Genomic DNA, 12,381 nt, shown 5'->3' on the forward strand with positions numbered 1-12,381 from the left:
CCTGCGTTCCGACAGCGCTGCCGCGCCCGATCTGATCCGTATTTAGCCGTCACATCTGAGTCTGTTATGCATGAGCCTTGACGGGGATCATCCGCCTCGCCTGAACTGCCTATGGGGCGAAAGCCAATGACCGACCGCATACCCGCGCGGATCATCGAAACCGTTGATCCCAGCCAGCCGATCCGCCTGACGCCCGCCCAGAGCGGCGGGCCCATCCACACGCGCAGTTTCAGCGGACGTTTCCGCAACCTGCGCCTGTTGGGCGGGGCCCTGCTGATGCTGCTCTACTTCGGCACCGTCTGGCTGAACTGGAACGGGCGCCAGGCGGTGCTATGGGACCTGGACCGGCAGCAGTTCCACATCTTCGGCGCCACCTTCTGGCCGCAGGATTTCATCCTGCTCTCGGCGATCCTGATCATCGCCGCGTTCGGCCTGTTCTTCATCACCGTGCTGGCCGGGCGCATCTGGTGCGGCTACGCCTGCCCGCAGAGCACCTGGACCTGGATGTTCATGTGGGTGGAAAAGATCACCGAAGGCGACCGCCTGCAGCGCATCAAGCTCGACGCCGCGCCCTGGTCCGCCACTAAGCTGCTGCGCCGTGCCGCCAAGCATGTGCTATGGCTGGCGATCAGCCTGGCCACCGCGCTGGCCTTCGTTGGCTATTTCACCCCGGTACGCGAACTGGTGACCGACCTTGCCCGCTTCGAGGTCGGTGCTACCACCGCCTTCTGGCTGCTGTTCTTCACCGCCGCGACCTACATCAATGCCGGCTGGCTGCGCGAACAGGTGTGCCTGCACATGTGCCCGTACTCGCGCTTCCAGAGCGTGATGTTCGACGCCGACACCCTTCTCGTCTCCTACGACACGGCCCGTGGCGAGAACCGCGGCGCCCGGCGCAAGGGCAGCGACCCGCGCTCGCAAGGCCTCGGCGATTGCGTCGACTGCACGCTGTGCGTACAGGTCTGCCCCACCGGCATCGACATCCGCGACGGCCTGCAGCTGGACTGCATCAGCTGCGGCGCCTGCATCGACGTCTGCGACAGCGTCATGGACCGCATGGGTTACGCCCGCGGCCTGCTGCGCTACACCTCCGAACGTGCGCTCAAAGGCGGCGCCACCGCCTCTTGCGCCCGCGCCTGGTCGGCTATGCCGTGGCGCTGACCGCCATGATTGCAGCCTTCATCTGGGCACTGGACGCGCGGCCACAGCTGCAGCTGGACGTCACCCGCGACCGCACGCTGTACCGCGAGAACATGCAGGGCCAGATCGAGAACATGTATCGCCTCAAGCTGATCAACAAGACCCAGCAGCCGCGCCGCTACGCGCTGGCATTGGACGGCGGCCCCTTCGAGCTGCAAGGCCCGCGCGAGATCAGCCTGGCACCGGGCGAGATCGCCGATCTGCCGGTCAGCGTGGCGCTGCTCGCCAACACCGATGGTTCCAGCCATGAGCTGCGTTTCCGAGTCAGCGACCTGGCCGAGCCGGACAGTCGGGTGAGCACACCGAGCACCTTCGTCGCCCCCATCGCGGCGCTACGCCAGTAGACTGGCCATGCCCAACCGCCACGGCCCGGACACGATGAAGCGTTACGAGAAATTCGCCGATGAGATTGCCGAACTGATCCGCAGCGGCGTGCTCGCCCCCGGGGAAAAGGTGCCCTCGGTGCGCCACGCCAGCCGCACCTATGGCGTCAGCCCGTCCACCGTGTTCCAGGCCTACTACCTGCTGGAAGACCGCGGGCTGATCCAGGCGCGGGCGCGTTCGGGCTATTTCGTCCGCGAACATGCCAAGCGCCCGCTTCACGAACCAGACATCAGCACCCGTCCGGCGGAAACCACCGAGGTGGGCGTCAGCGAGCTGGTTTTCTCCGTGCTCACCTCGCTGCGCGACCCGGCCACCGTACCCTTCGGTTCGGCGTTTCCCAGCCCCGAGCTGTTTCCCCTGCAACGCCTGGCGCGCTCGATGGCACAGAGCGTGCGCGACATGCCGGCACGCGAAGTGATCGCCGAGATGACCGCGGGCAACCCGGACCTGCGCCGGCAGATCGCCCTGCGCTACATGGTCAGCGGGGTGATGCTGCCGATGGACGAGCTGGTGATCACCACCGGTGCGATGGAAGCGCTGAACCTCTGCCTGCAGGTGGTGACGGAGCCGGGTGACCTGGTGGCGATCGAGTCGCCGGCGTTCTACGCCACGCTGCAGGTGCTGGAACGGCTCAAGCTCAAAGCGGTGGAGATTCCCGTCCACCCGCGCGAAGGCATCGATCTGGAGATTCTCGCCGATCGCCTCGCGCACCTGCCGATCAAGGCCTGCTGGTTCATGAGCAGCCTGCAGAACCCGCTGGGCGCGAGCATGGGCGAGGCGAAGAAGCAGCTCTACGATCTGCTGCAGCGCCATCAGGTGGCGCTGATCGAGGACGACGTCTACGCCGAACTGTACTTCACCCGCGAGCCGCCCAAGCCGGTGAAGAGCCATGATCGCGAAGGCCTGGTGATGCATTGCGGTTCGTTTTCCAAGAGCCTGGCGCCCGGCTACCGGGTCGGCTGGGTCGCCGGCGGGCGCTACGCCGAGCAGATCACCCGGCTCAAGCTGATGACCACCATCTCCCCTTCCGTGCCGGCGCAAGCCGCCATCGCCGACTACCTGCAGCATGGCGGCTACGACCGCCACTTGCGCAAGCTGCGTCACGCGCTGGAGATGCAGCAGGACGCGATGCTCGCCTCCGCGGCCCGCCATTTCCCGGCGAGCACGCGGGTTACGCAGCCCAGTGGCGGCTACTTTCTCTGGTTCGAATTTCCCGAGCAGGTGGACTCACTGCAGCTGCTGCAACTGGCGCTGGCCCAGGGTATCAGCCTGGCGCCGGGGCCGATCTTCTCGGCGACCCAGCGCTTCCGCAACTGCGCGCGGCTGAACCATGGCCATCCATGGGACGCCCGCAGCGAGCAGGCGATGGAGCTGCTGGGCAGGATGCTGAAGTCCTTCTGAGCGTCAGACTCAGGCGCAATCCACCGGTAGCTGCCCGCCGCCGCTCTTCATCAGGTACATGCGCTCATCGGCCTGCTTGAGCAGCTGCGCCTCCACTTCGCCGTCCTCCGGGTAGAGGGCGATACCAATGCTCATGCCGATCTCCAGGCTGTGTCCGGCAATCGGCAACGGCGCCTCGAAGGCGTCGCGGATCTTGGCCACCACCCGCTGGGCGTCCTCCGCGTCGATGATGCTTTCCAGCAATACCACGAACTCGTCACCGCCCAGCCGCGCCACCGTATCGGTGTCCCGCACGCAACCGCCGAGGCGTTCGGCGACGGTCTGCAGCAGCTGATCACCGCCGCCATGCCCGTAGGTGTCGTTGACCTGCTTGAACCGGTCCAGGTCTAGGTAGAGCAAGGCGATGCGCCCGCCGTTGCGCCGCACCCGTGCCAGGGCCGTGTCCAGGCGATCGCGAAAACAGGCGCGGTTCGGCAGGCCGGTGAGTTCGTCGTACTGTGCCATTCGGTGCAGGCGCGCATACAGCTGCTTGCGCTCGATTGCCGTGACCACCTGCATCGAGACGAACTGCAGCAGCTCCTGATCCTTCTCGGTGTAGGGCGCCGCGGTGCTCTTGAGCAACAGGACGCCGATCACGCCCTCGCTAGAGTTGAGCGGCACACCCAACCACCAGGCGTGGAGATCCCCGTCACCGAGCGGGAGCGCCAGCGCACGCATCGAGTCGGCGTTGAAGCGCAACGCTTGTGCGCCATGCAGAACGGAAAAACACAGAGACGCCGCAGGCTCCGCCGGCAGAGCAGTCGCGTCGAGCGCCAGCGCCTGGTAGGGATAGGCGAGTTCGCCGCTGGCAGTATTGCGGATGGCGACGATGAAATCGTCCACCGGCAGCAGCTGGGCAATGGTCTGATGAATCTGCTGATACAGCGCGGCCAGATCTTTCGCGCCATGCGCCGCTTCGGAAATGGAATAGAGCGCCGCCTGCATCGCTTCGGACTGCTTGCGCTGGGTGATGTCACGCGCCACGCCGATGCGCAGCTTGTTATCGGTCGACCAGCAGGCCGACCACATGATGTGCACGACACCGCCGTCCTTGCGCACGTAGCGGTTCTCGAAGTGCAGCAGCGGCTGATCGGCCATGACCTCCTTGGCGGCCGCCAGGGTCCGGGCGCGGTCTTCGGGATAGACCATCTCGATCATGCGCTTGCCGACCATCTCCTGCGGCGTATAGCCGAAGATGCGCTCGCAGGCGGCGCTGGCGTAAACGAAGTTGCCCTGCGCATCGACAACGCAGATCGCATCCAGTAACAAATCGACGACACTTGCCAGGGGCTCGCAGCTATCCGTCTTCACAGCGGCAGACCTACTTCGGCCATTGGGCGCAGGCCGGACGATCGACGCTTTCGCAACCGTGTGAACGCCCGTGCCATGCTTTTAGCATCGCCTAAATCGGTGACGGCCGCGCTGTTTTTTTCTTCCTGCTCGCACTTCATTGCACCCAACGCGGATAGAAGCCGAGCGCGGCCTGGATGTCGGCATCGCGCAACGCCGCCACACCCTGTGGCGCACTGCCCTGCTGCCCCCGGCGGTCACCGCGGAAGAAGAATCGACGGCCGTCGGCCAGGGTCAGGTACAGGCCGACCGCACCGTGCTCGGTCAGCGCGACCAGTACCAGCTGCCCGTCACCGAACAGATCGAGACTTTGCCCGTGCCCGAGATAAGGCCGCGCCTCGAATTGCAGGGGCTGCCAGTCGATCGGATGGCGGAACTGGCTCGGCAGTACCGCCGGAGGTGTCGCCGTACGCAGGTAGTCGAGGCTGTCCGGGCTGGCCAGCACCGGCACGCCTGGGAAGTCGGCCAGCCCCGAAGCATGCTCCCAGCGCACGCAGCCCAGCACTATACGGTCGATGTCCAGCCCGTCCCGCTCCAGCTGGTCGCGTGCCGGTTGCACCTCGCCGTAGCGCTTGATCCGCCACGGCAGCTCGGCGTCCAGCTGCGTATCGATCTGCCGCCCCAACCCGGTACCGAACAGCAGACGGGTGCCGCGATGCTCGATCAGAATGGCGATGTGCTGGGTCCGTGGCTGAGGCTGCCAACCGCCGCGGCGCAGCAGGAAGTCGCCACTTTCGCTCTGCGCCGTCTTCAACAGACTGAAACGCAACCCTTCCGCTACGGCATTGGCCGAAGCCACCGCACCCAGCAGCGCAACCAGCAACATTGCGACGACTCGCCCGGCCCGCTGCTGGATGCGCTCGCCGAGCGTCCACACTTTGCGCATGTTCATGACGGCTACAACCCGGGCATGCCGACATAGCCGGGCAGCGCGCGGATGCGCCCGAACCAGGCCTGCAGCGACGGATATGCCTGCAGATCGAGCCCGCCGTCGCCACCGAGCGCGACATTCGGGTAGACGGCAACGTCCGCGATAGTCGGCGCCCCCGTCTGCGCCAGCCAGGCATGCTGCGCGAGGTGCCGTTCGAGCGTGCGCGAGGCGCTGGCGGCGCGCGCCTGGGCCAGCGACTCGTCGATCGGCCGGCCGAACAGCTTGCCCAGACGCAGCGTAGCCGGACCGTGCTGCACCTCGTTGGCAGCGAAGCTCAGCCAGCTGGCGATGCGGCCCTGGGTCTCGGCGTCCCGCGGGTACCACTCAGGGGCATAACGCTGGGCCAGATAGACCAGGATCGCCTGGGAATCCTCGAGACGGAATTCGCCATCCTCGAGCACCGGAATCTGCCCGCGCGGGTTGATCGCACGGAACGCCGGCTGCTTGTGCTCGCCCGCCAGCAGATTCACCGGCAGACGCTCGACCGGCTTGCCGATCAGGCTGAGGAACAGGCGAACCTTGTGGCAATTGCCGGACAGCGACAGGTCATGGAGCTTCATGGTGTTGTCCTCTTCATTGATGTGCTTGGTCATTGGGCACGACTGGATAATAGACAGACCTGTCTGTACACTTCAAGCACCCACGAAGGAACTGCCAGCTGGAGCGAGGGACGAGCGCTCCCGCATAATGGTCGAACCGCAGGAGGTATCCATGGCATCGAACAAGCGCGACCAGCTGCTCAACACCGCAGAGAATCTGTTCTATCGCGAGGGTTATCACGCCACCGGCATCGACCGCATCCTGGCCGAGTCCGGTGTGGCCAAGATGACCCTGTACAAGCACTTCAAGTCCAAGGACGAGCTGATCCTCGCCGTGCTGGACGCCCGTCACGAGCTGATGCTGGCGCGCCTGCGCGAGCGCGCCGGCAAGCTGCCGCCGCGCGAGGCGCTACTGGGCGTTTTCGATGGGCTGCACGGGATGATCCATGGCAACGGCGCCTTCTGCGGCTGCCTGTTCATCAACGCTGCGGCCGAATATCAGGACCGTGAGCACCCCATCCATCGGCGCTCGGCGGCCTACAAGGCGGAGCTGCAGAGTCATCTGCGCGAACTGCTGGAACGGTTGGATGCCCCCGAGCCGCTGCGGCTGGCGCGGCAGCTGCAGTATCTGCTCGAAGGGGCGCTTAGCATGGCGCACATCGAGGGTCCAGGCGAGCAGGCGCTGGACGCCAAGGCCGCCGCCGAGTGCCTGCTGACCGCCGCAGGCATCTGAGCGCGCCGGTCAGGCGCGCCCGATAAACACCGTCAGCCGGCGCTCGCCTCGTCTTCGCGAACCCGGAACCAGGCCGCGTACAGCGCCGGCAGGAACAGCAGCGTTAGCGCCGTGGCGACGATCAGCCCGCCCATGATCGCCACCGCCATCGGCCCGAAGAAGATGCTGCGCGATAGCGGAATCATCGCCAGCACCGAGGCCAGCGCCGTCAGCACGATGGGTCGGAAGCGCCGCACCGTAGCCTCGACGATAGCGCTGAAACGCGCCTGCCCAGCACCGATATCCTGCTCGATCTGATCCACCAGGATCACCGAGTTGCGCATGATCATTCCCGACAGCGCGATGGTACCGAGCATCGCCACGAAGCCGAACGGCTGGCCGAACAGCAGCAGGAACAGCGCCACCCCGATGATGCCCAGCGGCGCCGTGAGGAACACCATGGCCGAACGCGAGAAGCTCTTGAGCTGCGCCATCAGCAGGGTCATCACGACAATGACGAACAGCGGCAGGCCGGCATTCACAGAACGCTGGCCGCGCTCGGAATCCTCCACCGTGCCGCCGACTTCCAGCAGGTAGCCACTGGGCAGCTGCGCGCGGATATCGGCCAGGGTCGGCTCGATCTGCCGAACCAGTGCGGCAGGTTGCTCATCGCCGTAGACATCGGCGCGCACGGTGACCGTCGGCAGGCGGTTGCGGTGCCAGATCACGCCTTCCTCGAAGCCGTACTCCAGCGTCGCCACCTGCGATAGCGGTACGCTGCGGCCGCTCTCGGTGGGAATCGCCAGGCTCGGCAGCATGGACAGCTCCAGCCGCTCACGCTCGGTGCCGCGCAGGAGGATCTCGATCAGCTCGTTGTCTTCACGGAACTGGCTGACCCTGTTGCCGATGAAAGTCCGCCGCAGAAAGCCGGACAGCTCCGCGGTACTCACCCCCAGCGCACGAGCGCGATCCTGATCGACGTTCAGGCGGACCATCTTGCTTGGCTCCTGCCAGTCCAGATGGACGTTGGCCACATGCGGGTTCTCGCCCACCTTGGCGGCGACCTGCCGCGCCAGCCCACGCACCACATCGATGTGCTCGCCGGTGACACGGAACTGCACCGGATAGCCCACCGGCGGGCCGTTCTCCAGCCGCGTGACGCGACCGCGCAGAGTCGGGAAGTCCTCACGCATGCGCTCGATCAGCCAGCTGCGCAGGGCCTCGCGGGACTCGATGCTGTCGGCCAGCACGACGAACTGGGCGAAGCTGGTTGCCGGCAGCTGCTGATCCAGCGGCAGGTAGAAACGCGGCGAGCCGGTGCCGACATAGGCCACGTAGTTGTCGATGCCAGCCCGTTCCTTGAGCAGCTGTTCCAGCCGCGCCACCTCCGCTTCGGTCGCCTTCAGCGAGGCGCCTTCGGCCAGCTTGAGGTCCACCATCAGCTCCAAACGGCCGGAGGCCGGGAAGAACTGTTGCGGCACCAGGCGGAACAGCACCACCGCGGCGGCGAAGATCGCCAGGGTGAGCAGGATGACGGTCTTGCGCCGGCGTACGCAGAAGGTGACCACGCGCCGTACGCGCTGGTAGAACGGCGTGGAGTAGGGATCGTGTCCCTCGCCCATTCCGCCGTGCTTGTGCGCAGTTTTCTTGGCCATGTCCGGCAGCAGCTTCTCCCCAATCAGCGGCACGAACATCACCGCAGCGATCCAGGAGGCGATCAGCGAGATCGCCACCACTTGGAAGATCGAGCGGGTGTACTCGCCGGTGCTGGAGTTGGCCGTGGCGATGGGCAGGAAACCCGCCGCGGTGATCAGCGTTCCGGTCAGCATCGGAAAGGCCGTACTGGTCCAGGCGAAGCTGGCGGCACGTAGCCGGTCATAGCCCTGTTCCATCTTGATCGCCATCATCTCGACCGCGATGATCGCGTCGTCCACCATCAACCCCAGCGCCAGCACCAGCGCGCCGAGGGAAATCTTGTGCAGGCCGATGTCCAGGTAGTTCATGGCAGCAAAGGTCATCGCCAGCACCAGCGGAATCGACAGCGCCACCACCAGGCCGGTGCGCACCCCGAGGGAGAAGAAGCTCACCAGCAGCACGATCACCAGCGCCTCGATCAGCACCTTGACGAACTCACCGACGCTGGTCTTCACCGCCGCCGGCTGGTCCGAGACCTTGCGCAGCTGCATGCCGGCCGGCAGTTCCTGCTGCAGGCGAGCGAACTCCTGCTCCAGTGCCTCGCCGAGCACCAGGATGTCGCCGCCGCTCTTCATCGACACGGCGAGGCCAAGGGCAGGCTCGCCCATGAAGCGCATCCGCGGCGCAGGCGGGTCGTTGAAACCGCGGTGCACTTCGGCCACATCACCGATGCGGAACGTGCGCCCGGCGACGCGGATGGGAAAATCGCGAATTTCCTTGACCGTCTCGAAGCTACCGGTGACGCGCAGCTGCACCCGATCGCTGATGGTCTCGACGAAACCGGCGGCGGTCACCGCGTTCTGCGCCTCCAGCGCCTGGCGCACGGCTTCCAGCGGAACACCGAGGGTGGCCAGCTTGACGTTGGACAGTTCGATCCAGATTTTCTCGTCCTGCAGGCCGATCAGCTCGACCTTGCCAACGTTCTTCACCCGCTGCAGTTGCAGCTGAATGCGGTCGGCGTAGTCCTTGAGGATCGCGTAGTCGAAACCTTCACCGGTCAGCGCGTAGATGTTGCCGAAGGTGGTGCCGAACTCGTCGTTGAAGAACGGCCCCTGTACGCCCGGTGGCAGCGTGTGGCGAATGTCGCCGATCTTCTTGCGGATCTGGTACCAGAGGTCGGGGATGTCCTTCGAGCGCATCGAGTCTCGTGCCATGAAGGTGACGTTGGACTCGCCCGGCCGTGAGAAGGAGACGATGCGCTCGTACTCGCCGGTCTCCATCAGCTTCTTCTCGATGCGTTCGGTGACCTGGCGTGAAACCTCTTCGGCCGTCGCGCCCGGCCACTGGGTCTGGATGACCATGGCCTTGAAGGTGAACGGGGGGTCCTCGCTCTGCCCGAGCTTGCTGTAGGACAGCGCACCGACGAGGGCCAGCAGCAGCATCAGGTAGACGACGATCTGTCGGTTCTGCAGCGCCCAGGCGGAAAGATTGAAGCGCATCGCGGTTACTCCTGGGCAGCCAGCTCGACGGGGCGGTTGTGGCGATCGACCGGCCGCACCGGCTGGTTGTCGCTGAGCATCTGCCCTCCGGCCAGCACGATCCAGTCATCGGCAGCGAGCCCTTCAAGCACCGGCACCAGCTGCTCACCGAACGCACCGGTACGGACCTCGACACGCTCCACGGTGGAGTCGGGTCTGAGCCGCCAGACGTACGCCCTGCCCTGTTCGGCGCTGAGTGCGGAGAGCGGCACCGCCAGAGCAACGTCGCCGTCACGGCGGATGCTCACCAACGCGCTTTGGCCCAGCTCGGCCGGCACATCCTGCTCGGTGAAGGCGACGCGCGCGGAATAGGTCCGTGACTGCGCGTCGGCGGCCGGCGAGAGCTCGCGAATCTGGCCGCGGTACTGCCGGCCCGGCTGCGACCAGAGCTCGACCTCCACTTCCTGGCCGATCCGGTAGCGCTCCAGCGACTGTTCCGGCAGATCGATGGCGACTTCGCGCTCACCATCGGCCGCCAGCACGAAGGCCGTCTGCCCGGCCGCCACCACCTGCCCGACTTCGATGCGACGCTGGGCGATCAGGCCATCGCGGGTGGCACGCAGCACCGCGTAATCGACCTGGTTGCTGGCCACGTCGAACTCGGCCCGAGCCTGTTGCAGACGGGCCGCAGCAGCGCGGTAGGCGTTGTCTGCATTGTCGAATTGCGACTGGCTGACCAGCTGGCGGCCGAGCAGCGCCTGATAGCGATCGTATTCCGCCTTGGCCACCCGCAGGTTGGCTTCCGCGGCGGCGACCTGGGCGCGCATGCCGTCCAGCTGCAGGCGCACGTCCTGCGGGTCGAGGCGCGCCAGCGGCTGGTCCTTGCGCACCCGATCGCCGGCCTCCACCAGCCGCTCGACGACCTTGCCGCCGATACGGAACGCCAGCTCAGGCTCGTAGCGCGCGTGCACTTCGCCGGGATAGCTTTCGCGTGCCTCGCTGGCCGGTTGCGGATGCACGACCATGACCGGCCGCGGTAGCTGCTCTGGCGGCTCGCCATTGCCACAGGCGGTCAGAGTGAGCGCTAAACCAAGCACGGAGGCGAAGGACAGGACATGTCGGAACACGATGAAGGTCTCTCTGTCGCGAAGCGGATTGGAATACTTATACTGCGCGGTATAGTAAAAATAGCGTACCAGCCAGTCCACTATTAAAACGCCCATGATCGAAAGTCATTCTCCATCCCCCGGTCCCGGCCGCCCGAAGGACCCCGCCAAGCGCGAGGCGATTCTCGCCGCGGCGCAGGTACTGTTCCTCGGCAATGGCTACGAGGGCAGCAGCATGGAAGCCATCGCCAGCGAAGCCGGGGTTTCCAAGCTCACGCTGTACAGCCACTTCAAGGACAAGGAGGCGCTCTTCAGCGCCGCCGTGAAGACCACCTGCGAGACACGCTTGCCGAGGCGGCTGTTTCAGGTGGAGGCGGACTGCGATATCGAGAAGGTGCTGCTGGCGATTGGCGGCGCCTTCAATGAACTGGTCAACAGCCCCGAGTCCATCGGCCTGCATCGGGTGATGGTGGCGATGGCGACGCAGAATCCGGGGCTGGTGAAGATGTTCTTCGATGCCGGCCCGCAGCAGCTGCTGCTGGATCTGCAACAGCTGTTCGGCCAGGCCGACGCGCTCGGCCTGCTACGCATCGACGACCCGCTGCGTGCAGCCGAGCATTACTGTTCACTGATCAAGGGCGCGCAACACTTTCGCCTGCTGGTTGGCTATGCCGAAGCACCGAGCCAGGCGGAAAGTGATCAGCACGTGGAGGATGCGGTGGGCGTCTTTCTGCGCGCCTACCGCGGCTAAGCCCGGCGCAGCGTCGTCTGCCCGGTTTCAGGCCTGCAGCTTCTTCTTCGGGTAGATGTCGTAGCGGCTGGACTTGCCTTCCAGACTGTAGCCGGGCTTGGCGCCATCAATGGCCGGCGCCTTGCGCGGGCGCTTGACCACCACCCGGTGGCTGGCCAGCTCCAGCGCGGCGGCAAGCAACGCCGGCGCGTCCAGGTCGTCGCCGACGAAGGGTCGGAACAGGCGCATCTCTTTCTTCACCAGCGCACTCTTGTCACGGTGCGGGAACATCGGGTCGAGGTAGACGACCTGCGGCGGCTCGCCCTGCCAGTGCTGCATCAATTCGATGGCGTTGCCCTTGAGCAAGGTCATCCGCGCGGCGATTGCCCCCACCTCGGTGTCTGCTGCCGCGCGACTCAGGCCATCCTCCAGCAGCGCGGCAATCAGCGGCTGGCGCTCGATCAGGCTGACCTCGCATCCCAGCGTTGCCAACACAAAGGCGTCGCGTCCGAGGCCGGCGGTGGCATCCAGCACCCGCGGCCGGATACCGGGCTGAACGCCCACGGCTTTGGCGATCATCTGCCCGCTGCCACCACCGAACTGGCGCCGATGCGCCGCCGCCCCCTCAACGAAATCCACCCGCACCGGCCCCGGCGCCTGCGCCTCGAGCAGCTGCAGCTGCAAACCGGCCTCGCCCACCTGCAGCGCGAACTCGGCCTCGGCCAGCTCCTGCGGCAAACCGAGGCGCTGCGCCCATTGGCCAGCGGCTGCGGCGAATGACGGCGCGAGCGGCTCGACCCGAACCAGAGGATTGCTTGCGGACATGGGGGCCCCGAGGACGATTCAAAGCGGCGCATTGTGCCAGAGCGGGCCTGC

At 66.0% G+C, this 12,381-nt stretch carries 9 protein-coding genes and 1 pseudogene; 4 read left to right on the top strand and 6 right to left on the bottom strand.

All coding sequences use genetic code 11. The annotated features are described in order from the left end of the window. Window positions 1-126: 126 nt before the first annotated feature. A pseudogene (gene ccoG / locus HZR81_RS04710) lies at window positions 127-1,544 on the top strand (cytochrome c oxidase accessory protein CcoG). A gap of 34 nt (window positions 1,545-1,578) precedes the next feature. Then, entirely contained in the window at window positions 1,579-2,985 is a 1,407-nt protein-coding gene (gene mapR / locus HZR81_RS04715) for a GntR family transcriptional regulator MpaR (protein ID WP_500127469.1), read from the top strand. Between the two features lie 9 nt (window positions 2,986-2,994). Here the strand turns inward: mapR and HZR81_RS04720 are convergent, their stop codons facing one another. The 3 genes from HZR81_RS04720 to HZR81_RS04730 form a co-directional block, all read right to left on the bottom strand. Further along, window positions 2,995-4,335: a sensor domain-containing protein gene (locus HZR81_RS04720; protein ID WP_500127444.1), complete on the bottom strand. Its 1,341-nt coding sequence runs from the start codon at window positions 4,333-4,335 to the stop codon at window positions 2,995-2,997. A 136-nt stretch (window positions 4,336-4,471) separates the two neighbouring features. After that, a complete protein-coding gene (locus tag HZR81_RS04725; protein WP_500127445.1) occupies window positions 4,472-5,266 on the bottom strand; it encodes an MBL fold metallo-hydrolase in 795 nt (264 codons plus the stop codon). A gap of 5 nt (window positions 5,267-5,271) precedes the next feature. Further along, window positions 5,272-5,865, bottom strand: a complete 594-nt coding sequence (locus HZR81_RS04730; RefSeq protein ID WP_500127470.1) for a glutathione S-transferase family protein — start codon at window positions 5,863-5,865, stop codon at window positions 5,272-5,274. A 151-nt stretch (window positions 5,866-6,016) separates the two neighbouring features. On the opposite strand from HZR81_RS04730, the gene HZR81_RS04735 reads away from it, so the two are divergent. Continuing rightward, window positions 6,017-6,577 (top strand): TetR/AcrR family transcriptional regulator, encoded by a 561-nt coding sequence (locus HZR81_RS04735; protein ID WP_500127446.1) that lies wholly within the window; start codon window positions 6,017-6,019, stop codon window positions 6,575-6,577. A 32-nt stretch (window positions 6,578-6,609) separates the two neighbouring features. Here HZR81_RS04735 and HZR81_RS04740 read toward each other — a convergent pair whose 3' ends face one another. Together HZR81_RS04740 and HZR81_RS04745 are read right to left on the bottom strand one after the other, a co-directional pair. Continuing rightward, the gene (locus tag HZR81_RS04740; protein ID WP_436785403.1) at window positions 6,610-9,690 is read right to left on the bottom strand and encodes an efflux RND transporter permease subunit; all 3,081 of its coding nucleotides are present in this window, start codon (window positions 9,688-9,690) and stop codon (window positions 6,610-6,612) included. Between the two features lie 5 nt (window positions 9,691-9,695). After that, window positions 9,696-10,796, bottom strand: a complete 1,101-nt coding sequence (locus HZR81_RS04745) for an efflux RND transporter periplasmic adaptor subunit (RefSeq protein WP_500127447.1) — start codon at window positions 10,794-10,796, stop codon at window positions 9,696-9,698. A gap of 94 nt (window positions 10,797-10,890) precedes the next feature. On the opposite strand from HZR81_RS04745, the gene HZR81_RS04750 reads away from it, so the two are divergent. Then, a complete protein-coding gene (locus HZR81_RS04750) occupies window positions 10,891-11,526 on the top strand; it encodes a TetR/AcrR family transcriptional regulator (RefSeq protein WP_500127448.1) in 636 nt (211 codons plus the stop codon). 27 nt (window positions 11,527-11,553) lie between these two features. Here HZR81_RS04750 and HZR81_RS04755 read toward each other — a convergent pair whose 3' ends face one another. Beyond that, window positions 11,554-12,330 (bottom strand): class I SAM-dependent methyltransferase, encoded by a 777-nt coding sequence (locus HZR81_RS04755; protein WP_500127449.1) that lies wholly within the window; start codon window positions 12,328-12,330, stop codon window positions 11,554-11,556. Window positions 12,331-12,381: the final 51 nt, after the last annotated feature.

Source organism: Pseudomonas sp. LM13 (genome assembly GCF_041381355.1).
Classification (GTDB): domain Bacteria; phylum Pseudomonadota; class Gammaproteobacteria; order Pseudomonadales; family Pseudomonadaceae; genus Stutzerimonas; species Stutzerimonas frequens.

What these genes read in the sequence shown, in the direction of transcription:
- mapR (WP_500127469.1), top strand. Translation starts at nt 1,579, where the DNA reads ATGAAGCGTTACGAGAAATTCGCCGATGAGATTGCCGAACTGATCCGC.
- HZR81_RS04725 (WP_500127445.1), bottom strand. Translation starts at nt 5,266, where the DNA reads ATGAACATGCGCAAAGTGTGGACGCTCGGCGAGCGCATCCAGCAGCGG.
- HZR81_RS04730 (WP_500127470.1), bottom strand. Translation starts at nt 5,865, where the DNA reads ATGAAGCTCCATGACCTGTCGCTGTCCGGCAATTGCCACAAGGTTCGC.
- HZR81_RS04735 (WP_500127446.1), top strand. Translation starts at nt 6,017, where the DNA reads ATGGCATCGAACAAGCGCGACCAGCTGCTCAACACCGCAGAGAATCTG.
- HZR81_RS04740 (WP_436785403.1), bottom strand. Translation starts at nt 9,690, where the DNA reads ATGCGCTTCAATCTTTCCGCCTGGGCGCTGCAGAACCGACAGATCGTC.
- HZR81_RS04750 (WP_500127448.1), top strand. Translation starts at nt 10,891, where the DNA reads ATGATCGAAAGTCATTCTCCATCCCCCGGTCCCGGCCGCCCGAAGGAC.
- HZR81_RS04755 (WP_500127449.1), bottom strand. Translation starts at nt 12,330, where the DNA reads ATGTCCGCAAGCAATCCTCTGGTTCGGGTCGAGCCGCTCGCGCCGTCA.